Genomic DNA, 25,309 nt, shown 5'->3' with positions numbered 1-25,309 from the left:
ATTAAAAAATTCTGTAAAAGAAATGGAATTAGATTATATAGAAAACGTAAATGGTTTAGACGAAAATGTTGTACGACTTTATAACTTTAACAAAGCAGAAGCTATTAAGTTTAAAACTCTTTTAGAAGATATTGTTATTTCTAAAAAGCAAAAATTAGATGTATCTAAAGTAAATTTTATAACAACAATAAATTGTAATTTAATATTTGGTTTGTTTAAGTCTGATGAAGGAATCTTAACTAAAGACGGTAAAACATTTTTTTGCATATTAACCTTAGAAGGTTTTAATAAAATGATAAGGTTAATAGAACCTTTTTGTAAGAAAGAAACAAGATCATATCAATATTTATATGACCTAGATAACCCAACTGATTTATTGTTTTCTCCATCTGCTAGTGAAATCTAATAATTAAAAACTTAAATAAAAAAAGAGTATAGAATGATAAATAGAATTTTACCAAAACGATTTAGTTTACTAAAAACATTTGCTTTTATTTATTTAACATTCGCATTTATCGTTAGGCTTTGTTTATACTTTTATGCATTTAATCATATTGATTTTTCATTTATTAATTTAATCAAAATTTTAGGAATTGGTTTATTCTTTGATATTGGTTCTTTAGCTTATTTTTTAGCTCTTTATGCTTTTTATCTATTATTAATACCTGTTAAATTTCACGGTAGTAAACTAGATAAGATCATTACTAAATTCTCTTTCGGACTATTCGTCTTTATAATTACCTTTTCATTTTTAGCTGAAATCCCTTTTTGGTTAGAGTACCAAAGAAGGTTTAATTTTATTGCTGTAGACTATTTATTATACACATATGAAGTTGTAGAAAACATACACCAAAGTTTTCCTTTACCTCTTGTAATTAGTTTTATAGTTTTAGTATTGATTTTATCAATAAAATTTGCAAAAAAAAGAGACGCATATAAAAATACATTTGAAAACTCAGACTCTTTTAAGGCAAAAATAATTCCTTTTACAATTCTACTTTTAACAGTTATTCTATTTCATATAAATATTAAAAACGTTCAAGCTGAAAACTTTACGAATGTTAATGAAAATGAATTAGCAAAGTCTGGTATTTATTCTTTTTTTGCAGCCTATAAAAGTAATGAGTTAAACTTTAAAGATTTTTATGTTACGATTTCACCTAATGAAAATTATTCCATATTAAGAAACTCAATAAAAGCGGAGAATGATAGTTTATTAAACTTTGGAAAAAATATTAAACGTTACACTAAAAATATTGGAATAGAGCAAAAGCCCAATGTTATTTTTATTGGTTTAGAAAGTTTAAATGCTCGTTTTATGGAACGTTTTGGCAGTGAAGATAATTGGACTCCAGCTTTAGATTCTCTTGCTAAAAAATCTATCTTTTTCACAAATCTATACGCAACAGGTACAAGAACGATTAGAGGAATGGAAGCCATAAGTTTAGCTATTCCGCCAACACCAGGTAGAAGTATCGTAAAAAGAGAAAACAACGATAATCTTTTTACTATTGGAGAAGTATTTAAGCAAAAAGGATACTCGAGAACTTTTATATATGGTGGTGATGGTCATTTTGATAATATGACAAACTATTTTAGTTATAACGGTTTTGATATCGTTGATAGAAAAAAATCACACAGATTAGCAGAAAAATTACCTACTAAAAGAAATCGAATTGAGGACAATGAAGTAACGTTTGAAAATGCCTGGGCAGCATGTGATGGCGATGTATATAATAAACTCATAAAAACGGTTGATGAGCAATATAAAAGTAAACAACCTTTCTTTAATTTTGTAATGACAAGTTCTAATCATCACCCTTATTCTTTCCCAAAAGGTGTTATAAAGTCTGATGAAAAAACAAGAGAAAACGCAGTAAAATATGCTGATAAAACCTTTGAACAATTCTTTGAAAAAGCAAAAAACAAACCTTGGTTTAAAAACACAGTATTTATTGTAATGGCAGATCATTGTGCATATAGCGCTGGTAGAACAGAAATTAATGTTCAAAATCATCATATTCCTGCTTACATTTTTAATTTAGAAAACGAAACTCCAAAAGAGATTGATAAATTATCTTCTCAGATAGATATTTTTCCTACACTTTTTGGATATTTAAACTGGAACTACAACTCTACTCTTTTTGGTAAAGATATTTCTAAAATGACACCAAATGATGAACGAGCTTTTATAGGAAATCACAGAAAAGTTGGTCTATTAAAACCTAATAAATTATTAATTTTAGAAACACAAAAACAGCACACTTCTTATCTTTGGGATAAAGAAAAAAACGAACTTACAACTACAAAAACAGATACTATTTTCTTAAAGGAAACGATTTCTTATTATCAATCTGCTTTTGAATTATTTAAAAACGGCGGATTAAAAAATACAGAATTCAATAAATAATGAATCAAAAAAATATTCATTATCAGTCTTTTAAAACTGATATTTCTAAAATACTCCTGCCAGAAAAATTTACATTTCCGTTTTATTACAAACCTCATCAACTTGCAAAAATTGCAACAAATGAGCTGCAAGATTACTTAGAATCTCAAACCGATTTTAAACATAATTTTGGTTTAGATACATCTAAAACAAATTTACCTGTGGGTAAAATGTTTGGTGTATTGGTTGTTAAAAACAAAGAAAATAAAATTGGCTATTTGGCTGCATTTTCTGGTAAACTTGCAGATAAAAGTTTACCTATTAAATTTGTACCTCCTGTTTTTAACATGAGAACTGAAGGTAGTTTTTACATAAAAGGAGAATTAGAAATTGATGAAATAAACAATCAATTAACAATTTTAGAAAATAGCGAACACTATTTAGCCTTAAAAGATTTAGTAAATAAAACCAATAAAGAAATAGCTGATGATTTAGAATATCAAAGAAAAAAATGAAATTGGCTAAATCTGATAGAAAAATCAGAAAGAAAAAGGCACTTTCAACTTCTAATAATATTGAATTTAAAACCTTAACCAAACAACTTGAACAAGAGAGTTTTAATAATCAGTTTTTCTATAAAGAGTTACAAGAATATTACAACTCTAAAACAGAAAAAATAAGCAAAGAATTAATTTCTATTGAGCAAAAAATTGCATCGTTAAAAGAAGAACGAAGAGAAAAATCGAATTACTTACAGCAAACATTATTTAGTAAATACGCGTTTTTAAATCAACAGAAAGAACTAAAAAACTTATTAGATATATTTAATAACCCTGCCATAAAACCGCCTGCAGGTTCTGGAGAATGTTCTGCTCCAAAATTATTACAATATGCTTTTGCTAATGACTTAGAACCTATAACAATGGCAGAATTTTGGTGGGGAATTTCACCTAACTCCGCTATAAGAAAACACAAAAACTTTTATGCTGCTTGCCAAAGCAGATGCAAACCCATTCTATCACATATGTTAGAAGGTTTAAAAATGGATGACAATCTTTTACTAGAAAATTTAGCAGAAAAACAAACGTTTGAAACTATTTATGAAGATGATGTTATGCTAGTAATTAACAAACCTTCAGAATTTTTATCGGTTCCCGGAAAAGAAATAAAAGACTCTGTTTACACTAGAATTAAAGAAAAGTATCCAGACGCTACAGGCCCAATAATTGTACATAGATTAGACATGTCTACTTCTGGAATTTTATTACTTACCAAAACAAAAGAAGCAAATAAAGCTTTACAAAGTCAGTTTATAAATAGAACTATTAAAAAACGATATATAGCATTATTAGATGGAATTTTATCCGAAGAAAAAGGAACAATTAAGCTTCCTTTAAGAGTAGATTTAGATGATAGACCAAGACAATTAGTAGATTTTGAATATGGTAAAAACGCAGAAACAAAATGGGAAATCATTAAAATAGAGAATGGTAAAACGCGTGTTCACTTCTACCCTATTACTGGCAGAACTCATCAATTAAGAGTTCATGCAGCACATAAAAACGGATTAAACACTCCAATTATAGGTGATGATTTATATGGCAAAAAAACAAGTAGATTACACCTTCATGCTGAGTTTATAGAATTTTTTCATCCTACTACAAATGAAAAAATGAGTTTTAGTATTGCTCCTGAATTTTAAAAACATAAAAAAACCTCCTAAAAAATTAGGAGGTTTTTCAATATTTAAAAATTCTTACAAAATATAATCTGTACTAATAAAATTAGAAGCTTTTTTATCTAACAATTCTTGTAAAATAGCATTGTTATAATCGGTGTCTTTAGCCGCAACAAATGTTCTTATAGAAAAAGAACGCAAAGCATCATGCACACTTAAAGTTGCTACTGCAGAATCTTTTCTTCCTGTAAAAGGATATACATCTGGTCCACGTTGTGCTGCACTGTTTAAGTTTACTCTACACACCAAGTTTACCAAAGTATCTATTAATGGTGCTAAAGTTTTTACTTCGCTACCAAAAACACTTACTTGTTGTCCGTAATTAGAGGCTGCCATATCATCTAAAGGTTCTTGAATGTTCTTAAAAGAAACGATAGGAGTTACAGGTCCAAATTGCTCTTCTTCAAAAACTCTAGAATCTTTAGAAACAGGATATAAAACTGCTGGAAAAATATAGTTTTCGGTAGTTTCTCCTCCTTTTTTATTAATCACTTTTGCACCTTTTAAAGTAGCATCATCAATTAACTCTTGAATATAGGCAGGTTTTCCAGGTTCTGGTAATGGCGTTAATTTCACACCACTTTCCCAAGGATTTCCAAATTTTAAAGCATCTACTTTTGCTGCAAAACGTTTATTAAATTCATCTACAATATGCTCGTGAACATATAATATTTTTAAAGCAGTACAACGTTGTCCGTTAAATGAAGTAGCTCCCGCTAAACATTCGTTAATTGCCAAATCTAAATCTGCATCTGGTAAAACAATTCCAGGGTTTTTAGCTTCTAAACCTAACACTAAACGTAATCTATTTTTCTTTGGATGATTTTCTTGAATTGCATTTGCAGATTTACTGTTACCTATTAACGCTAAAACATCTACCAAACCAGTTTTCATAATTGGTGTTGCTAAAGTTCTACCTCTACCATAAATAATATTTACAACTCCGGCAGGAAAACTACTTTGAAATGCTTCTAATAATGGCGATAATAATAAAACTCCATGTTTTGCTGGTTTAAAAACAGCAGTATTTCCCATAATTAAAGCAGGAATTAACAACGCAAAAGTTTCATTTAAAGGGTAGTTATATGGCCCTAAACATAATACAACACCTAAAGGACCTCTTCTAATATGTGCATGCACTCCGCTACTTTTTTCAAACTTTGCAGAATCTCTATCCATTTGCTTGTAATCTTCAATAGTATCGTAGATATAATCTATTGTTCTATCGAATTCTTTTTCTGAATCTGGTAAAGCTTTACCAATTTCCCACATTAAAAGTTTTACAATTTCTTCTCTTTTGGTTTTCATTTGCACTACAAACTTTTCCATAGCTGCAATTCTACCTTCTACTTTCATAGTTGGCCATAAACCTTGTCCTTTATCATAGGCTTTAGAAGCAGCATTTAAAGCATCAATTGCTTCGTCTCCTGTTAAATTAGGAACTGTTCCTAGCAATGTTGGTTTGTATTCTTTGGTAGATGATATTGTTGAGTAAACTTCTGCTGTCTCTCCTTTCCATTCTTTTAACTCACCACCAACCAAATATGTATTTTGATTTACAAGTGATGTAATTTTATATTCGTTCGGAATTTCTTTATATGTATTCTTCATAAATTGAATTTTATAAATTGCTTAAAAGCTTCTAATTTTAAAAACCGATAAACCATTATTTACTCTTCAAAATTAACTAAAAATAACGTTAAAACATCTTATTTATGGTTTAAAAGACGAAATGGTTTTCGGAGTACAATTAGATTGAAACGTCTAATAATTAAACTAAAAACTGAAATAAATCTGGTTTATCATTTAAGTAGTCGCCAAAGAAATTATTTGCTTTCATTCTTTTAATTAATGGCTCTAAATCTTCTGAAGATTTTAATTCTAAACCTACAACTGCAGCTCCATTTGTACGGTTATTTTTCTTTGTATATTCAAAATGAGTAATATCATCATTTGTCCCTAAAATATCTGCAACAAACTCTTTTAAAGCTCCTGCTCTTTGAGGAAATTTTACAATAAAATAGTGTTTTAAATTTGCGTACAACAATGCACGTTCTTTAATTTCTGCAGTTCTTGTAATATCGTTATTAGATCCACTTACTACACAAACAACATTCTTCCCTTTAACTTCATCCTTAAAAAAATCTAAAGCAGCTATACTTAATGCTCCTGCTGGTTCTACAACAATTGCATCTTTGTTATACAAATCTAAAATTGTTTGGCATACTTTACCTTCTGGAACTGTAATTACTTCCGATAAGTTTTGTTTACAAATAGCAAAATTTAAATCGCCAACTCTTTTTACTGCTGCACCATCTACAAAAGCATCAATTTTATCTAAAGCGGTATTTTTATTATTTCTAATAGATGTTAGCATAGAAGGCGCTCCTTCTGGTTCTACACCAATTATTTTTGTTTCTGGAGACAAATATTTAAAAACTGAGGATAAACCTGCAGACAGACCACCACCACCAATTGGTACAAAAACATAATCTATTTTCTCTTGCGTTTTATTTAAAATTTCTAAACCAACCGTTGCTTGTCCTTCAATTACTTTTTCATCATTAAAAGGATGAATAAACGTTTTATTTTTAGCATCGCATTCTAATTTTGAAGCATTAAAAGCATCGTCAAAAGTATCTCCTTCAATAACCACTTCTATAAAATCTTCTCCAAACATTTTTACTTGGTTAATTTTCTGGTTTGGAGTTGGAGAAGGCATAAAAATAGTTCCTTTTATCTGTAATAACTTACAAGACAAAGCAACTCCTTGTGCATGATTTCCTGCACTTGCACACACAATTCCACGTTGTTTTTCATCCGAAGATAAAGAAGACATTTTATTGTATGCTCCTCTAATTTTATAAGAACGTACAACTTGTAAATCTTCTCTTTTAAAGAAAATAGTTGCTTCTAATTCTTTTGATAAATTAAAATTTTTACTCAAAGGAGTTTCAAAAGCTACTCCTTTTAAATTATTAGCAGCCGTTTTTACGTTTTCTAAACTCGGAAAATAATATGGTTTTGTTTGCATGGGTCGAATATAAAAAGAGAACCTGTCAGAGAATTAAATCTGACAGGTTTTGATATTTTTCAACAATGGAACACGATCCATTGTATAATTAAATTATGCCGATTTTATTACTTTCATTGCTGTCATTGCAGTTCTTAATTTAGCACCTACAATTTCTACAGGATGATTTCTAATAATAGCATTAATTCTAATTAATTCTTGATTATCAACACCATTTTCTGAACTGAATGATTTACCAATAACATTTGTTTTTACATCCTTCATAAAAACTGTTAATAAAGGCTTACAAGCATGGTCAAATAAATAACAACCATATTCTGCAGTATCAGAAATTACACGGTTCATTTCTGCTAATTTCATTCTTGCAATTGTATTTGCAATTAATGGAGTTTCGTGCAAAGATTCATAATATGCAGATGCGTCTATAATTCCAGAATCTGTCATTGCTTCAAAAGCTAACTCTACACCAGATCTTACAAAAGCAACTAATAAAGTTCCGTGATCAAAATATTCTTGTTCTGGAATTTCATCGGTTGTAATTACTTGTTTTTCAAAAGCAGTTTCTCCTGTTGCAGCTCTCCAAGTTAATAAGTTTTTATCATCATTTGACCAATCTTCCATCATCGTTTGAGAGAAATGACCTGTCATAATATCATCCATATGTTTTTGGAACAATGGACGCATAATGTCTTTTAATTCTTCTGATAAACGAAACGCTTCTACTTTTGCAGGATTAGACAATCTGTCCATCATGTTTGTAATTCCACCATGCTTTAAAGCTTCCGTTACAGTTTCCCAACCATATTGAATTAATTTACCTGCATAACCAGGCTCAATTCCTTCTTCTACCATTTTATCGAAAGATAAAATTGCTCCTGTTTGTAACAAACCACATAAAATTGTTTGTTCTCCCATTAAATCAGACTTTACCTCAGCAACAAAAGAAGATTCTAAAACTCCCGCTCTGTTACCTCCAGTTCCTACTGCATAAGCTTTTGCTTCTGCCCATCCTTTTCCTTGTGGATCGTTTTCTGGGTGAACAGCAATTAATGTTGGTACTCCAAATCCTCTTTTATATTCTTCTCTAACTTCAGATCCTGGAGACTTTGGCGCCACCATAATTACCGTTAAATCTTCACGAACTTTCATACCTTCTTCAACGATATTAAAACCGTGAGAATACGATAAAGTCGCTCCTTTTTTCATTAAAGGCATTACTGCGTTTACAACATTTGTATGTTGTTTATCTGGAGTTAAATTAATTACTACATCTGCACTTGGTAACATTTCTTCATAAGAACCAACCTCAAAATTATTTGATGATGCATTGATAAAAGATTGTCTCTTTTGATCAATTGCAGCTTGTCTTAAAGTATAAGAAATATCTAAACCAGATTCTCTCATGTTTAAACCTTGGTTTAAACCTTGTGCACCACAACCTACAATAACAATTTTCTTTCCTTTTAATGCTGCTACTCCGTCTTCAAATTCTGAAGCGTCCATAAAACGACATTTTCCTAATTGTTCTAATTTTTCTCTTAATGTTAATGTGTTAAAATAATTTGACATTTTAATTTATTTAGTTGTTGTATTTTTCTAGTAATGATGATATTTTCATCTCTTCTTTGGTCACTGAAATTAAACCAGATCTTGTGTATTGCATAATACCAAAAACGCTTAATTGATTATATAATGCTACTACTTCTTCTTTTTTTCCTGATTTTTCAAGAACAAAAAAGTCTTTGTTTACAGTAACTATTCTAGCATGACTTTCCTTAATTATATTCTGAATTTGAGGTTCTTCAAACAGTAATTCAGATTTAATTTTAAACAGTCCTGAAATTTGATAAATAATTTCATCAAGATTATGATAGTAAGCTTTAATAACTTCTACTTGTTTTTCTATCTGACCAATAATTTTCTTTACATTATCTTCAGTCATATCTACTACAATGATAAATTTAGAAACACCTTCTATTTCTGATGGAGAAATATTTAAACTTTCTATATTTATATGTCTTCTTTGGAAAATTGCTGAAATTCTGTTCAACAATCCAATATTGTTTTCAGTATAAATAGATACTGAATATAATTGTTTTTCTACGCTCATATTATTCTAATCTTATATCTGAAACACTTGCTCCTGTAGGTATCATTGGAAAAACATTTCCTTCTTTTTCTACACAAACTTCTAAAAAGTAAGCTTCTTTACTTTCCATCATTTCTTTAACAGCATCTGCTAAATCTTCTCTTTTAGTAACTTTTCTTGCTTTTATGTAATAACCTTCTGCTATGGCAACAAAATTTGGATTCACCATCTCTGTTGATGCATAACGTTTGTCAAAAAACAACTGTTGCCATTGACGTACCATTCCTAAAAATTCGTTATTTAAAACCACTACTTTTACTGCTGCTCTTTGTTGAAAAATTGTACCCAATTCTTGAATTGTCATTTGGTAACCACCATCACCAGAAATAGAAACAACTTCTCTATCTGGAGCAGCCATTTTAGCACCAATTGCTGCAGGCAAACCAAAGCCCATTGTACCTAATCCGCCAGAAGTAATATTACTTTTAGTTTTGTTGAACTCTGCATATCTACAAGCAATCATTTGATGTTGACCAACATCACTTACAATTGCTGCGTTACCTTTACTTTGAATGTTAATTTGATGCAGCACTTCACCCATTGTTAATCCATCTTTCGTTGGAAGAATATCGTCTTTAATTACTTTTTCATACTCAATAGCGTATAAATCTGCAAATTCTTTACACCATTCTGGATGCGTATTTTCATTTAATAAAGGCAATAACATTTCTAAACTAGCTTTTGCATCTCCCAGAGACAGCAACATCTGTCTTTACATTTTTATCTACTTCTGCCGGATCAATTTCAAAATGAATAACTTTTGCTTGTGTTGCATATGTATCTAACTTACCAGTAACACGGTCATCAAAACGCATACCAATAGCTATTAAAACATCGCAATCATTAGTTAAAACATTTGGCGCATAATTACCATGCATACCAACCATACCAACATTTAATGGATGTGAAGTTGGAATTGCAGAAGCCCCTAAAATTGTCCATGCAGAAGGTATTCCTGCCTTTTCAATTACGGCTTTAAATGCTTCTTCAGCTTCGCTTAAAATAACACCTTGACCCCAAACAACTAATGGTTTTTTAGCTGCATTAATTAATTTAGCTGCAGCTTCTACAGAGGCTATTTCTGTTTTTGGAACTGGATTATAACTTCTTACTCTTGTACATTTTTCATAAGAAAAATCGAATTCTTCTAATTGAGCATCTTTAGTAATATCTATTAAAACAGGTCCAGGTCTTCCACTTTTTGCAATGTAAAATGCTTTTGCAATTGCAGCAGGAATGTCTGAAGCTTTTGTTACTTGACAATTCCATTTTGTGACTGGAGTAGAAATACCAACAATATCTGTTTCTTGAAATGCATCAGAACCTAATAAATGAGAAAAAACCTGACCCGTAATACACACCATTGGTGTAGAATCTATTTGTGCATCTGCAATACCGGTAATTAAATTGGTTGCTCCCGGACCAGAAGTTGCAATACAAACACCCACTTTACCAGAAATTCTTGCAAAGCCTTGTGCAGAATGCGTAGCACCTTGCTCATGACGTGTTAAAACGTGATGAATTTTATCTTGATATTTATATAATTCATCATAAACCGGCATAATTGCTCCACCAGGATAACCGTAAATTATTTTTGTGTCTTCAGCTATTAAACATCTTACAATTGCTTCGCTACCAGAAATTCTTTCTGTAACTGTTGTTGTATTTTGTTCGTTTTTTATGGTTTGTGTTTCCATATTCTTATATTTTTAGATGAAAGAATAGAGATGATAACATAAAGACTTTACAATCTTTTACTTTTCTCTATTTTCTTATTTCTCTCTTCTTGATTCTTTTATTATTCGTCAGTTATACATCCTTTAGATGCAGATGCTACCATTTTAGCATATTTGTACAAAATTCCTTTTTTATGCTTTAATGCTGGTGCAACCCATTTTGCTTTTCTTTCTGCTAATTCTTCTTCAGAAAGTAAAACATTAATAGAGTTGTCTTCTGCACTAATTCTAATTTTATCACCTGTTTCAAGAATTCCAATAGTTCCTCCAGATTGTGCTTCTGGTGTAATATGTCCGACCACAAAACCATGCGTTCCTCCAGAAAAACGACCATCTGTAATTAAAGCTACAGATTTTCCTAAACCTGCTCCCATAATTAAAGAAGTTGGTTTTAACATTTCTGGCATTCCTGGTCCTCCTTTAGGTCCAACATACCTTATGACGACTACATCTCCTCTTTCTACTTCTCCGTTAGAAATACCTGTATTTGCTGCTTGCTCTCCATCGTAAACCACTGCTTTTCCTTCAAAAAGCAACCCTTCGTTTCCAGAAATTTTTGCAACAGCACCTTCTTCTGCAAGGTTTCCATAAATAATTTGAATGTTACCTGATGATTTTAATGCTTTATCTTTTGGAAAAACTACATCTTGATCTTCAAATTCCATTGCTTCAACATTCGCTAAATTTTCTGCTAACGTTTTACCTGTAACTGTTAAGCAATCTCCATGTAAATATCCTTCTTGCAATAAATATTTCATAATTGCAGGTGTTCCACCAACCCCATGAACATCTTCCATTAAGTATTTTCCAGATGGTTTTAAATCTGCAATTAATGGCGTTCTATCACTTACTTTTTGAAAATCTTCTAAAGTAAATTCAATATTTGCTGCGTGTGCAATTGCTAAAAAGTGCAATACTGCATTTGTAGATCCTCCTAATGCATTTACAATTGCTATTGCATTTTCCAACGATTTTTTAGAAATAATATCTAAAGGCTTTAAATCTAGTTCTAATAAATTTTTAATAGCTAAAGCGGTTCTTTCTGCTTCAGATAATTTATTAGGATTTTCTGCTGGTATAGATGAATTATAAGGCAATGCAAAACCCATACATTCAATCGCAGAAGCCATAGTATTTGCGGTGTACATTCCGCCACAAGCACCTGCTCCTGGAATTGCTCTTTTTATAATTTCTCTATATTCGTCTTCTTCTATTTCTCCTGATACTTTTTGACCTAAAGCCTCAAAAGCTGATACTATATTTAATTTTTTTCCTTTGTAACTTCCTGATGCAATTGTTCCGCCATACATCATAATTGACGGACGGTTTAAACGCAACATTGCAATTACGGCTCCTGGCATATTTTTATCGCAACCAACTACAGAAACCAACGCATCATAACTTTGTGCATTCATAACAGTTTCAATAGAATCTGCAATAATATCTCTTGAAGCTAATGAATAATTCATACCAGAAGTTCCCATAGAAATTCCGTCTGAAACACCAATTGTATTAAACCCTAAACCTACTAAACCAGCAATTTTAGATTCAACTTTTACCTCAGCAGCCAAATTGTTTAAGTGCATGTTACAAGGATTACCATCGTAACCTGTACTTGCAATACCAACTTGAGCTTTGCTCATATCTTCATCAGTTAAACCTACAGCGTACAACATTGCTTGAGATGCTGGCTGAGATTCATCTTGTGTTAATCTGCTACTGTGTTTATTTAATTTCATCTACTGTTTTATTCAATTTGTTGTCTAAATTACTATGTTTCTCTATTTTTATTGAATATACTTCAATAACATTCTTTAAATTCAGGTATTCAAAAAAAGTATAAATTATTGATTACAAGTATATTAGCTTAAATTAAATATGATATTCAATCATTAAATAAATTCATAAAAAAACCTCCCATTTTAATGGAAGGTTCTATTTAAAAAATCTAAATATAATTTCCTTATCATGACGTAATAATTACGATGACGATACTAATAGAAATAATATTTAAAATTTGTTTTTTCATTTTTATAAAATCTTATTGAAAATAAATCTCTAAATTAAATTATGGTGCTTTGCCCCATGTGTATATTCTTGAAATTTAAATTACTATCTTCTTGATTCGCTATATAATCTGCTATAAAATCGCCTACTTTAGAGGTACTAGCAGAAAAATTATCGTTTATTTTAATATCTTCTGTAGTAATACCTAATGATAAAGATTTCTCTACAGCTCTTTCAATTGCATCTGCTTCTTCATGCAAACCTAAATGTTCTAACATCATAGCTGCTGATAAAATTGACGCTAACGGATTAGCTATATCTTTCCCTTTAGCTTGTGGAAAAGAACCGTGTATTGGTTCGAAAAGAGCGCTTTCATCTCCAATAGAAGAAGACGCTAATAACCCAATTGAACCTCCTATTACACTAGCTTCATCAGAAATTATATCTCCAAATAAATTTTCTGTTAAGATTACATCAAATTGCTTTGGATTTAGTATTATTTGCATTGCAGCATTATCTACAAATAAAAACTCTAATTCCACATTTTTATATTCTTTAGCAATATCTGTTACAGTTTTTCTCCATAAACGAGAAGTTTCTAACACATTTGCTTTATCTACTAAAGTAACTTTTTTCCTTCTATTTTGAGCTGCTTTAAATGCAAGATGCGTAATTCTAGAAATTTCATCTTCGGAATAAGAACAACCATCAAAAGCTACTTTTTTATCATCACTTAACTCTTTAATTCCAAAATAAATACCGCCAGTTAATTCTCTAAAAATAGCAATATCTGTTCCTTTAATTATTTCTTCTTTTAAAGGTGAATTTGCTATTAACTTATCGTAAGCTTTTACTGGTCTTACGTTACAATACAAGCCTAATTCTTTACGCAAACGTAATAAACCTTGTTCTGGACGTACTGTAGCAGTTGGATCATTATCAAATTTAGGATCTCCTATCGCTCCAAACAAAATTGCATCAGATTTTTTGCAAATTTTTAAAGTTTCTTCTGGTAAAGGATTACCCGTTTCGTCTATTGCACACGCTCCCATTTGAGCTTCTTTATAAATAAAAACATGATTGTAAGTATCTGCTACAGCATTTAATGCTTTTTTAGCTTGATTGATTACTTCTGGACCAATACCATCTCCGGGAATTACAGCTATTGTTACTTTCATTAGTCTACTTTATTTTATATCTATACAATCAAATGTACTTTAAATTTATTATTTAAGCGATTTCAATTTTAGAAATTTTATTTACTTCTTTCATTATTGTATGAATATCATCGTCTTTTACTTCTTTTTGTTTATCAGCAGTATCTAGAAAAGCTTTATAAGAAATGTCTAATTGAACTTTAGTTAATTCATAACCTATTTTTTTAGCTCTATAAGCTAAGGCAGCTCTACCACTTCTAGCAGTTAAAACAATAGCACTCTCAGTAACACCAACATCTTCAGGATCCATAATTTCATAAGTTTCTCTGTTTTTTATAACGCCATCTTGATGAATTCCAGAACTATGAGCAAATGCATTAGCTCCAACAATTGCTTTATTAGGTTGCACAGGCATTCCCATACTTTCACGAACCATTATACTTGTATCGTACAACAATTTTGTATTAATACTCGTTTCTAAGTTTAAATAAGGATGCTGTTTTAAAACCATTACAACCTCTTCTAAAGCCGTATTTCCTGCACGCTCTCCAATACCGTTAATTGTACATTCTATTTGACGCGCTCCATTAATTACACCTGCAATTGAGTTTGCTGTTGCCATTCCTAAGTCGTTATGACAATGACAAGAAAGAATTACATTTTCTATGCCTTTTACATTTTCTCGTAAATACTTCATTTTTGCTCCATACTCTTCTGGTAAGCAATAACCCGTTGTATCTGGTATATTTAAAACTGTTGCACCTGCTTTAATAACTTCTTCACATATCTTTGCTAAAAACACATTATCTGTTCTACCTGCATCTTCTGCATAAAACTCTACATCTTCTACAAAAGATTTTGAGTACGAAACGGCATTTACAGCTCTTTCAATTACTTTTTCTCTTGTTGAGTTAAATTTAAATTTTATATGAGAATCGCTTGTTCCAATTCCTGTATGTATTCTAGGATACTTTGCATATTTTAAAGCTTCTGCTGCAACTTTAATATCATTTTCAACAGCCCTTGTTAAACCACAAACAGTTGCATTTTTCACAATTTTAGCAATCTCGGAAACTGAATTAAAATCTCCAGGACTAGAAACTGGAAATCCTGCCTCAATTACATTTACTCCAAGTAAATCTAATCTTTCTGCAATAACTAGTTTTTGTTTAGTATCTAACTTACAACCTGGAACTTGTTCTCCATCTCTAAGAGTTGTATCAAAAATTTGAACTTTATTGTCTTGCATAATTTTGTAAAGATTAACTTTATATTTAATCAAATGTATATATTGCATATTCATTAAATACTTTTAATTTCTAACTTTCACGATTTCTAATTCAATTAGAAAAAATACAAAGTATTTACTATCAATGTATTATGAGTAAAATTGTTACATTAGCCAATCATCAAAATGATGCTCTTTTTGTTTTAATTAAATCTTTAACAAAGTCTGAGAAAAGACAATTTAACCTCTATGTAGGTAGATTAGGAGGTAATGTGGATGCTAAATTTTTCTCCCTCTTTAAGTTTTTAGAAAAACTTAAAGTTTATGACGAAAAAACTATTATTAGTAGTGGTATTGTTTCCAAACAACAGCTTTCTAACTTAAAAGCACATTTATACAAGCAAATTTTAATTAGTTTAAGATTAAATCCTGCTCATAAAAATATTAGAATTCAGATTAGAGAACAGTTAGATTTTGCGACAGTTCTTTATCAAAAAGGTTTATACAAGCAAAGTTTAAAATTATTAGATAAAGCTAAAAATTTAGCCTTAGAAAATGAAGAAAAAAACATTGCTTACGAAATAGTAGAACTTGAAAAAGTAATTGAAACACAATACATTACAAGAAGTTTAAGCAATAGAGCCGATCAACTTTCTGTACAAGCTAAAACTTTAAGTCAACAAAACGTAATTGCAAGTAAATTATCTAATTTATCTTTACAATTATATAGTCATTTACTACAAAACGGGTATGTAAAAAACAATGAAGAACTAGAATTTATAAACGAATATTTTTACAGCAAACTTCCAAAGTACGATTTTAACACTTTTGGTTTTAGAGAAAAATTATGGCTTTACAAATCTCATTTATGGTTTAGTTTTTTAACTCAAGATTTTATTCAGAGTTATAAATATGCTAGAAAATGGGTCGATTTATTTAAAGAGGATCATAAACACATTAATCAACACCCCGTTTTTTACTTAAAAGGTTTAAATTATTTGTTGGAAGCTTCTTTTTTTGTTCAAAAGGAATCTACTTTTAAAGCTGAACTAAAGTCTTTTGAACTAGAAGTTGAACAAAATATAATTCCTTTAAATACGAATACAGAAATTTTGATTTTTCAGTATTTATATGCTAATAAATTACATCTACATTTTCTAGAAGCAACTTTTGTTGACGGAGAATATTTAGTTGAAATTATAAATAAAAAAATTGAAAATTATAAAAGCAGATTAGACAATCATTATATAGTAATGTTTTATTATAAAATTGCTTGCCTATATTTTGGTATGGGTAAAAATGAACTTTGCATAGCATATTTACAAAAGATTATTAAATCGAAGAACTTGAGTTCTGCTGAAGATTTACAATGCTTTGCAAGAATATTAAACTTAATTGCTCATTATGAATGTGGTTTAGATTATGATTTAGAAAGGCAATTTGTAGATACCTATAAGTTTTTATTAAAAATGGAAAATTTACAAGAAGTACAAAAAGTGTTTTTAACATCTATTAGAGATTTAAGCGATGTTTTTCCGCATGAAATAAAAAATGAGTTTAAGAAAATTCACACTAAATTAAAAAAGTATGAAAATCATCCTTATGAAAAAAGAGCTTTTTTATATTTAGATATTTTTTCTTGGCTAGAAAGCAAAATTCAAAACAAACCGATAGCTACAATAATTAAAGAAAAAATAAATATAAGTAACAAAAAATAAATATTTTTTGTTTTTACTGTTTGTTTTTTACGAACATCACATAAATTAACAATATTCTTAAAATAATCGTCATCTAAACACATCAAAATAAAGAAAACTTCTATTTTTGCTGTGTGAATATTTCATTTTTAAATACAAATTCTTCTAAAACTACTTCTGTAGTGTGTATTTCTATGAACACGATTATTCGCACTACGACAATTACCCTTTAGGGGTTCTACTATATTCATATCGTTTAGGTTATCTATTGTTTCAAAAAGAAACAACATTCATAAAAAAATTACACAATCTATTTATCATAAAAAGATGAAAGTATTAAAATTTGGAGGCTCATCAGTAGCAAACACAGAAAATATAAAACAAGTTTTAGACATTGTTGCTAAAACATCAAAAGATAATAAAGTTGCAGTTATTGTTTCTGCCTTTGGAAAATCTACCAATAATTTAATTAAAGGTGCTAACGAAGCTTTAGAAGATATTGCCTCTGCTAAAGAAACTTTAGAAAATATTAAGAAAATTCATTTTGAAGTAGTTGATGATTTAATTGCTAAAAACAAAAAAGAAGTTCACGAAGAAGTTAGTTATCTATTCGACAGATTACAGTCTATTTACGAAGGTATTTTTTTACTTCAAGAATTGTCTGACAAAACACTAGCAAAAGTTTGTAGTTTTGGAGAAAGACTCTCTTCTTATATTATTGCAAATGCCGCTAAAGAAAATTTAAACGCCACTCATAAAGACAGTAGAGACTTAATAGTTACGAATAATGAGTATTTAAATGCACAAGTAAACTTTAAGATTTCAAACAATAATATTACTTCTTTTTTGAAGAAAACAAGCATCAAGTTACCTTATTAGGTGGTTTTATTTCTTCTAATATTGATGAAGAAACAACTACTTTAGGTAGAGGTGGATCTGATTTTACCGCAGCTATTTATGCAGCTGCTTTAGATGCAGATGAATTACAAATCTGGACAGACGTTTCTGGTATGTATACTGCAAACCCAAGAGTTGTAAAACAAGCATATCCTATTTCAGAAATTTCTTATGAAGAAGCTATGGAATTGTCTCATTTTGGAGCAAAGGTGCTATATCCACCAACAATACAACCTGCATTAAGAAAGGAAATTGCTATTAGAATTAAAAACACATTTGCCCCAGAAAGTGCTGGAACATTAATTTGTAAAAATCCTGAAAACGGAAATGAAGTTAAAGGAATTTCTCATATAGAAGATATTAGCTTAATTACTTTAGAAGGCGGTGGAATGGTTGGTATTCCTGGTTTTTCTAAAAGATTGTTTGAAACACTTTCTGTTGCAAAAATAAATGTTGTTTTTATTACGCAGGCTTCTTCTGAACACTCTATTTGTGTGGGTGTTTTTGAAAATGATGCTGCAAAAGCTAAAGAACTTTTAGACGAAACTTTTAGTATAGAAATTGATAAGAAAAAAATAAAACCAATTATTGTAGAAAATGATTTGGCAATTATTGCTGTGGTTGGTGAAAGCATGAAAAACTACCAAGGTTTAAGCGGACAAATGTTTAGCGCTTTAGGCAGAAACAATGTAAATGTTAGAGCAATTGCACAAGGTTCATCAGAAAAAAACATCTCTGCAGTTATTAATAAATACGATGCAAAAAAGGCTTTAAATACTTTACATGAGCAGTTTTTTGAAGAAAGAACAAAACAGTTAAACTTATTTGTAACTGGTGTTGGTAATGTTGGAGAGCGATTTTTAGCTCAAATTAATCAACAAAAGAAATTTCTAAAAGAAAACTTAAAACTAAATATTAGGGTTATTGGAATTGCCAATTCTAGAAAAATGGCTTTCAATGATAATGGTTTGGATTTAAATAAATGGAAAGAGGCTATAGAAAACGGAGAACCGACTACTTTAGATAGTTTTCATAAAAAAGTAAAAGAATCTAATCTTAGAAATAGTGTTTTTATAGATAATACGGCAAACCAACAAGTTTCTGAAATCTATGAGAAATATTTACGAGATAGTATTTCTGTTGTAACTTGTAATAAAATTGCTTGCGCTTCTAGTTTTGATAATTACAAAACTTTAAAACAGGTTTCTAGAAAATACAATGCTTCTTTCTTATTCGAAACAAATGTTGGTGCAGGTTTGCCAATTATAGATACACTTAAGAATTTAATCAACTCTGGAGATAGAGTTAATAAAATTCAGGCAGTTTTATCGGGTAGTTTAAATTTTGTTTTTAATAATTTTAATGCAGATTCTACATTTCATAACGTAGTTGAAGCCGCTCAAAAAGAAGGCTATACAGAACCAGACCCAAAAATTGATTTAAGTGGTGTAGATGTTGCTAGAAAAATCTTAATTTTAGCAAGAGAAAGTGGTTATAAAATGGAATTACAAGACATTGCAAAAAATGCCTTTTTACCTGAAGAAAGCTTAAATACAGTTAATAATGATGATTTTTACGCATCATTAACTAAAAATGAAGCTCATTTTCAAAATATATTTAAAGAAGCAAACGATAAAGATTGTCGTTTAAAATATGTTGCTGAATTTGCAGACGGAAAAGCAAATGTTGGTTTACAGTACATTCCGTCTGATCATCCTTTTTATAATTTAGAAGGAAGTGATAATATTGTGCTGTTTTTTACAGACAGGTATCCAGAAAATCCTTTAATTATAAAAGGTGCTGGTGCTGGTGCAGATGTTACTGCTTCTGGTATTTTTGCGGATGTAATTAGAATCTCAAATAAGTAGGCAGTGTTCAGTCAGCAATTGGCAGTCAACAATAGACAGTCAAAAACAGGGCGAAAATTGTTTCAATAAATTAAATTCTAAAATAAAAAAATCAGTCCTAAGTAAGTAGTTTTATAGTAACAAACTGACTGCTAACTGGAGACTGAAAACTGAAGACTGAAAAAAATGGATTATTTAAAAATATTTTCTCCTGCAACTGTTGCCAATGTTTCTTGCGGATTCGATTCTCTAGGTTTTGCTGTTGATGCAATTGGAGATGAAATGACTTTTACAAAAACAACGGAAAAAGGTGTTAAAATAACCAATATTACTGGTGCAAATTTAACGTATAATGTAGACGAAAATGCCGCAAGTGCCGTAGTTAAAAAAATATTGAATGAGGCAAATGCAGATTTCGGTATTGAATTAACCATACACAAAGGTTTTTCTCCTGGAAGCGGATTAGGTAGTTCTGCTGCAAGTGCTGCTGGTGCTGCTTTTGGCGCAAATCAATTATTAGGGAATATTTATTCTGATTTAGAGTTGACAAAATTTGCCATGTTTGGTGAAGAAGTTGCTTGCGGTACACCAATTGCAGATAATGTTGCCGCCGCAATTTATGGTGGCTTTGTTTTGGTAAGAAGTTACAATCCTTTAGAAATTATAAAATTACCGGTTCCTAGCGAATTAAGAGTTGTAGCCATTCATCCGCAGGTAGCAATAAAAACAAAAGACGCTAGAGAGGTTTTACCTACAGAAATTGCTTTGAAAGATGCCGTTACGCAATGGGCAAATGTTGGTGGTTTAATTAGTGGATTATATTCTGATAACTACGAACTAATCAGTAATTCTTTAGTTGATATTATTGTAGAACCTCATAGAAAAAACTTAATCCCGTTTTTTGACGATGTTAAAAATGCCGCAACTAAAGCCGGTGCTTTAGGCGCAGGAATTAGCGGTTCTGGACCCACAATTTTTGCACTTTGTAAAGGTGATGTAATTGCCAAAGAGGTTTACAAAAGCATTGAAGAGAGTTATAAAAACACTGGTATTGACTTTAAAATGTTTATTTCTAAAGTGAATAAAGAAGGAATGAAAATAATAAATAGTAATTAATCGTCATTACGAAGGAAGCATGACTGAAGTAATCTCTTTCCAATAAACAGATTGCTTCGTTTCTCTCGCAATGACTAACAACCCAAAAAATGAACTATTACAGTTTACACCATAAATCGCCAAAATCAACTTTTAAGAACGCAGTTATAGAAGGTCTTGCAAAAGATAGAGGAATTTATCTTCCTGATAATATTCAACAACTTGCAAAAGATTTTATCGAAAATATTTCTGATTACACCAATCATGAAATTGCTTACGAAGTAATTAAACAATTTATTGGTGATGAAATTCCTACAGAAAAATTAAAAGAGATAGTTGCAAACACTGTTTCTTTCGACTTCCCTTTAGTTAAGGTTGATGATAATATTGCTTCTTTAGAGTTATTTCATGGACCAACCATGGCTTTTAAAGATGTTGGTGCAAAATTTATGGCACAATGTTTAGAGTACTTCAACAAAGACAATGACGATGAAGTTACTGTTTTAGTGGCAACATCTGGAGATACTGGTGGTGCAGTTGCTAATGGATTTTTAGGAGCAAAAGGTGTAAATGTGGTTATTTTATATCCTTCTGGTAAAGTAAGTGATATTCAAGAAAAGCAACTAACAACTTTAGGCAAAAATATTACAGCGCTAGAAGTAGATGGTGTTTTTGATGATTGCCAAGAAATGGTAAAAACTGCTTTTTTAGATGAAGAGATTACAAAAACATTAACCTCAGCAAACTCAATAAACGTTGCGCGTTGGTTGCCACAAATGTTTTACTTTTTCTTTGCTTATAAAGAATTACACAAAAAACACAAAGATTTAATATTTTCTGTCCCTAGTGGAAACTTCGGAAATATTTGTGCAGGAATTATGGCACAAAAATTAGGTTTACCAATTAAACACTTTGTAGCTTCTACAAATGTAAATGATACGGTTCCTAATTTTTTAAAAGACGGAGTTTACAAACCAAAACCATCTAAAGCAACAATTTCTAACGCAATGGATGTTGGTAATCCAAGTAATTTTATCCGAATACAAGAATTATTTAATAATGACTTAGAAGCCCTTAAAAATGCTTTTTCTTCTTATAGTTTTTCTGATGATGAAACTAAAGCTACAATGAAAGAAATTTATGAAAACTTTGGTTATGTTGCTGATCCTCATGGAGCTGTTGGTTATTTAGGTTTAAAGAAACACGGATTAAAAGAAAACGAATTTGGTGTTTTCTTAGAAACTGCACATCCTGTAAAGTTTTTAGATGTTGTAGAAGAAACGTTACCTGTTAAAGTTGAAATTCCGGAACAAATTAAGAAAGTAATCAATAATACTAAAGTGGCTTATAAAGCTTCTACGTATCAAGATTTAAAAGATTTCTTAATAAAATAACTCTCTTTTAATAATTTTCTAATTCCAACTTGCCAAAAGAAGTTAGAATGTGAAAATTAGGAGTTTTTGTATTGGGATTTATCCAAGTAATCCAAGTTGGTTTAAAAATTTTATCTTTTTGCTGATGGTATTTTGCTCGATAAATCCCAGTTTCTATACTACCATTTTTTAACAAGTTTAAGTCCCTTAAAGATTCTAGTGAAATTGTAATTTCTACTATAAAATCGTCTTTATTCACAACTGACTTTACAGTTATTTCATTGGAAGGCCAATTCCAATCAAAATCGAACTCCTTATTAGGTTTAGCTTTAAAATCCATAATTCTGCCTTTAGTATCAATCTCTAAACAGTAATAAGGATTTAAAGAATTATCACTTCTAAAAAACAACTCTACCCTATCTGAATTGTTTATACTATCATTTTTATCATCAGAAGCATGAATGTGCGTCTGATGATCATCGACTTTAAATTGAAAAAAAGGTTTTCTGAATTATAAAGCGATTTAAATTCAATTTTATCAATCTTACGATCATCCCAAGGAGAAGAGAAATCTATTAAAGAATTCGCTTGTTTCCAAAAAGAATTCTTTTCATCATCCGAAGAAATCGCTACTTTTTTTACTTTATATGTTTTCAATTTATAAGGTTTAATTTTCATCAATTTAAAAATAAACTACATTTTTAAAAAATGAATTACAATTAATTAAATTAGCTTTCTTAAATATAGGATAAATAGATATGAAAAACAACAAACCTACATTAATCATTTTAGCTGCAGGAATGGGTAGCAGATATGGTGGTTTAAAGCAAATGGATGTGTTTACACCAGAAGGCGACACAATTATAGATTTTTCTTTATACGATGCTATACAAGCAGGTTTTGGTAAAGTTATTTTTATTATTAGAAAATCTTTTGAAAGCAATTTTAAAACGATGTTTGATAAAAAATTAGCTGGTAAAATAGAGGTAGATTATGTTTTTCAAGAACTTGATAACATTCCAGAAATTTATAAAAACCCAGAAAGAATAAAACCTTGGGGAACTGGGCATGCTTTGTTAATGGCAAAAGAGGTTGTAAAAGAAAATTTTGCTATTATAAATGCAGACGACTTTTATAGCAGACAAGCTTTTGTGGTAATGGCAAATCATTTAAAAAACACTAAAACAACAAGCTTCGATTTTAGTATGGTTGCTTATTCTTTAAAAAACACGATTTCAGAAAACGGATATGTTTCTAGAGGAGAATGTAGCATAGATACACATGGTTTTTTAACAGATGTTACAGAAAGAATTAGAATTGAAAAAATTGACGGAATACTGCAATGTGAAAATGAAAAAAACAACATGATTCCTATTGATGAAAACACAATTGTTTCTATGAATTTTTGGGGCTTTACACCTATGTGTTTCGAATATGCAGAAAAATTATTTTTAGAGTTTTTAAAGAAAAATCAGAAAGAATTAAAAGCCGAATTTTATTTACCGCATATTGTAAACAATTTGTTAGCATCTAAAAAAGCGTCTGTAAAAGTATTAGAGTCGAACTCTAAATGGTTTGGTGTAACATACAGCCAAGACAAAGAAAATGTACAAAAAGAAATCATAAAACTAAAAACGAACGGAGTATATCCAACTAATTTATGGGACTAATATGGAAACTAGCATTTTAAAATCGATTTTTAACCAATTCGACCACAAAGCGAATTATATATGTCACTCAGAGTTAAATTCTGGTCATATAAATGATACTTTTATTATAAAAACCGACAGCAACAGTAACTACATTCTTCAAAGAATTAACCATACTATTTTTAAAGATGTACCTGGTTTGGTTAATAATAAAGTATTAATCAGTAATCATATTAGAAGTAAATATCAGAACTCAACAAAAAGTGATTTAGATAAAACTGTTTTAAGCTTTGTAAAAACAAAGGACACAGAATTGTATTATCATTTAGAAAATGGTAATTTTTGGAATGTTATGATTTTTATTGATAACAGCATAACGCACGAACTCGTAAAAGATGAGGAAATAGCCTACGAAGGAGGTAAATTATTAGGCGATTTTTTAAACCTAACATCAGATTTTGATAGTAGTATGCTTATTGATGTTATTCCTAATTTTCATGATATGCCTTTTCGTTTTAAACAATATTCAGAAGCTAAAAAAAATGCATCTAAAGAGAGGTTAAAAGAAGCGGAAAAATACATTTACTTAGTGGCAAAACTAAAAAATGAGATGCATATTCTTCAAAACTTAAAGGAAACAGGAGAAATTCCATTAAGAGTAACTCATAATGATACAAAAATATCTAATTCCCTATTTGATAAAAATCAAAAAGGAATTTGTATGATAGATACAGATACGGTGATGCCCGGAATTATACATTACGATTTTGGTGATGCTATAAGAACTATTTGTAATACAGCAGCAGAAGATGAAAAAGACATCTCTAAAGTGGAGTTTAATTTACAATTTTACAAAGCATACGAAAAAGGCTTCTTAGAAAAAACTAGAAGCTCTATATCTGATATAGAACTAAAATATTTGCCATTAGCAGCAAAAACGATGGTTTTTATTATGGCATTACGCTTCTTAACAGATTATTTAAATAAAGATGTCTACTACAAGATAAAATATGAGGAACACAATTTAGATAGAGCAAAAAATCAATTTAAATTGATAGAAAGTATGTCTCTAAAACTTCAATTTTAATTACAAAAACCAAAAAAGCTTGATAATCAAATGATTATCAAGCTTTTTATTGTTGGCCTACAAGGACTCGAACCTTGAATGTCGGTACCAAAAACCGGTGTGTTACCAATTACACCATAGGCCAATTACGCGTTAGCGAATGCAAATTTAATGCATTCTTTTAAATAAGCAAACTTTTTTAAATATTTTTTGACTTTAACAAACATTTATGAGTACTTCTGTTAGT

The 25,309-nt window shown here is 30.0% G+C and carries 17 protein-coding genes, 1 tRNA gene and 2 pseudogenes; 10 read left to right on the top strand and 10 right to left on the bottom strand.

Going from position 1 to position 25,309, the window contains the following annotated elements; genetic code table 11:
* The first annotated feature begins 22 nt into the window (after nt 1-22).
* The 4 genes from N5A56_RS15305 to N5A56_RS15295 are packed head-to-tail and all read left to right on the top strand — an operon-like array spanning nt 23 to nt 4,091.
* Complete coding sequence (locus tag N5A56_RS15305; RefSeq protein WP_265726570.1) at nt 23-406, top strand: hypothetical protein; 384 nt, start codon at nt 23-25, stop codon at nt 404-406.
* Between the two features lie 33 nt (nt 407-439).
* Entirely contained in the window at nt 440-2,410 is a 1,971-nt protein-coding gene (locus N5A56_RS15300) for an LTA synthase family protein (protein ID WP_265726571.1), read from the top strand.
* Nucleotides 2,410-2,904: a hypothetical protein gene (locus N5A56_RS17760; RefSeq protein WP_420793195.1), complete on the top strand. Its 495-nt coding sequence runs from the start codon at nt 2,410-2,412 to the stop codon at nt 2,902-2,904. Before N5A56_RS15300 ends, N5A56_RS17760 begins: the two co-directional genes overlap by 1 nt.
* On the top strand, nt 2,901-4,091 hold the full coding sequence (locus tag N5A56_RS15295) for an RluA family pseudouridine synthase (protein ID WP_420793194.1): 1,191 nt from the start codon (nt 2,901-2,903) through the stop codon (nt 4,089-4,091). Before N5A56_RS17760 ends, N5A56_RS15295 begins: the two co-directional genes overlap by 4 nt.
* A 54-nt stretch (nt 4,092-4,145) precedes the next feature.
* Here N5A56_RS15295 and N5A56_RS15290 read toward each other — a convergent pair whose 3' ends face one another.
* The 8 genes and pseudogenes from N5A56_RS15290 to N5A56_RS15255 form a co-directional block, all read right to left on the bottom strand.
* Nucleotides 4,146-5,738, bottom strand: a complete 1,593-nt coding sequence (locus N5A56_RS15290; protein ID WP_274270532.1) for an NADP-dependent glyceraldehyde-3-phosphate dehydrogenase — start codon at nt 5,736-5,738, stop codon at nt 4,146-4,148.
* Between the two features lie 160 nt (nt 5,739-5,898).
* The gene (gene ilvA / locus N5A56_RS15285) at nt 5,899-7,161 is read right to left on the bottom strand and encodes a threonine ammonia-lyase IlvA (protein WP_265726572.1); all 1,263 of its coding nucleotides are present in this window, start codon (nt 7,159-7,161) and stop codon (nt 5,899-5,901) included.
* 93 nt (nt 7,162-7,254) lie between these two features.
* Nucleotides 7,255-8,730, bottom strand: a complete 1,476-nt coding sequence (ilvC, locus tag N5A56_RS15280) for a ketol-acid reductoisomerase (protein ID WP_265726573.1) — start codon at nt 8,728-8,730, stop codon at nt 7,255-7,257.
* A gap of 10 nt (nt 8,731-8,740) precedes the next feature.
* On the bottom strand, nt 8,741-9,271 hold the full coding sequence (gene ilvN, locus N5A56_RS15275; protein ID WP_265726574.1) for an acetolactate synthase small subunit: 531 nt from the start codon (nt 9,269-9,271) through the stop codon (nt 8,741-8,743).
* 1 nt (nt 9,272) lies between these two features.
* Nucleotides 9,273-11,007 (bottom strand): annotated as a pseudogene (ilvB, locus tag N5A56_RS15270) (biosynthetic-type acetolactate synthase large subunit).
* A gap of 101 nt (nt 11,008-11,108) precedes the next feature.
* Entirely contained in the window at nt 11,109-12,785 is a 1,677-nt protein-coding gene (ilvD, locus tag N5A56_RS15265) for a dihydroxy-acid dehydratase (RefSeq protein WP_265726576.1), read from the bottom strand.
* A gap of 324 nt (nt 12,786-13,109) precedes the next feature.
* The gene (gene leuB, locus N5A56_RS15260) at nt 13,110-14,231 is read right to left on the bottom strand and encodes a 3-isopropylmalate dehydrogenase (protein ID WP_265726577.1); all 1,122 of its coding nucleotides are present in this window, start codon (nt 14,229-14,231) and stop codon (nt 13,110-13,112) included.
* A 52-nt stretch (nt 14,232-14,283) separates the two neighbouring features.
* Nucleotides 14,284-15,459 (bottom strand): 2-isopropylmalate synthase, encoded by a 1,176-nt coding sequence (locus N5A56_RS15255; protein ID WP_265726578.1) that lies wholly within the window; start codon nt 15,457-15,459, stop codon nt 14,284-14,286.
* Nucleotides 15,460-15,590: 131 nt separating this feature from the next.
* Here N5A56_RS15255 and N5A56_RS15250 point away from each other — a divergent pair, with 131 nt between their 5' ends.
* The 4 genes and pseudogenes from N5A56_RS15250 (at nt 15,591) to thrC (ending at nt 22,368) form a co-directional block, all read left to right on the top strand.
* Nucleotides 15,591-17,156, top strand: a complete 1,566-nt coding sequence (locus tag N5A56_RS15250) for a hypothetical protein (RefSeq protein ID WP_265726579.1) — start codon at nt 15,591-15,593, stop codon at nt 17,154-17,156.
* A gap of 306 nt (nt 17,157-17,462) precedes the next feature.
* Nucleotides 17,463-19,900: pseudogene (gene thrA / locus N5A56_RS15245) on the top strand (bifunctional aspartate kinase/homoserine dehydrogenase I).
* A 165-nt stretch (nt 19,901-20,065) separates the two neighbouring features.
* Nucleotides 20,066-20,995, top strand: a complete 930-nt coding sequence (locus N5A56_RS15240; RefSeq protein ID WP_265726581.1) for a homoserine kinase — start codon at nt 20,066-20,068, stop codon at nt 20,993-20,995.
* A gap of 89 nt (nt 20,996-21,084) precedes the next feature.
* Nucleotides 21,085-22,368 (top strand): threonine synthase, encoded by a 1,284-nt coding sequence (gene thrC / locus N5A56_RS15235; RefSeq protein ID WP_265726582.1) that lies wholly within the window; start codon nt 21,085-21,087, stop codon nt 22,366-22,368.
* A gap of 7 nt (nt 22,369-22,375) precedes the next feature.
* On the opposite strand, the gene N5A56_RS15230 is transcribed toward thrC, so the two are convergent.
* Complete coding sequence (locus N5A56_RS15230) at nt 22,376-22,810, bottom strand: sugar-binding protein (RefSeq protein ID WP_420793212.1); 435 nt, start codon at nt 22,808-22,810, stop codon at nt 22,376-22,378.
* 295 nt (nt 22,811-23,105) lie between these two features.
* On the opposite strand from N5A56_RS15230, the gene N5A56_RS15225 reads away from it, so the two are divergent.
* Both N5A56_RS15225 and N5A56_RS15220 read left to right on the top strand, forming a co-directional pair.
* The gene (locus tag N5A56_RS15225; RefSeq protein ID WP_265726583.1) at nt 23,106-24,017 is read left to right on the top strand and encodes a sugar phosphate nucleotidyltransferase; all 912 of its coding nucleotides are present in this window, start codon (nt 23,106-23,108) and stop codon (nt 24,015-24,017) included.
* A gap of 1 nt (nt 24,018) precedes the next feature.
* The gene (locus N5A56_RS15220) at nt 24,019-25,083 is read left to right on the top strand and encodes a phosphotransferase (RefSeq protein WP_265726584.1); all 1,065 of its coding nucleotides are present in this window, start codon (nt 24,019-24,021) and stop codon (nt 25,081-25,083) included.
* 52 nt (nt 25,084-25,135) lie between these two features.
* Here N5A56_RS15220 and N5A56_RS15215 read toward each other — a convergent pair.
* Nucleotides 25,136-25,207 (bottom strand) — tRNA-Gln (locus N5A56_RS15215).
* Between the last annotated feature and the right edge of the window lie 102 nt (nt 25,208-25,309).

It is taken from the genome of Polaribacter ponticola, assembly GCF_026191475.2.
In the GTDB taxonomy this organism is placed as follows: domain Bacteria; phylum Bacteroidota; class Bacteroidia; order Flavobacteriales; family Flavobacteriaceae; genus Polaribacter; species Polaribacter ponticola.
Note: the sequence above shows the minus strand (reverse complement) of the source record. Positions and strands in the feature narration are given on the sequence as shown.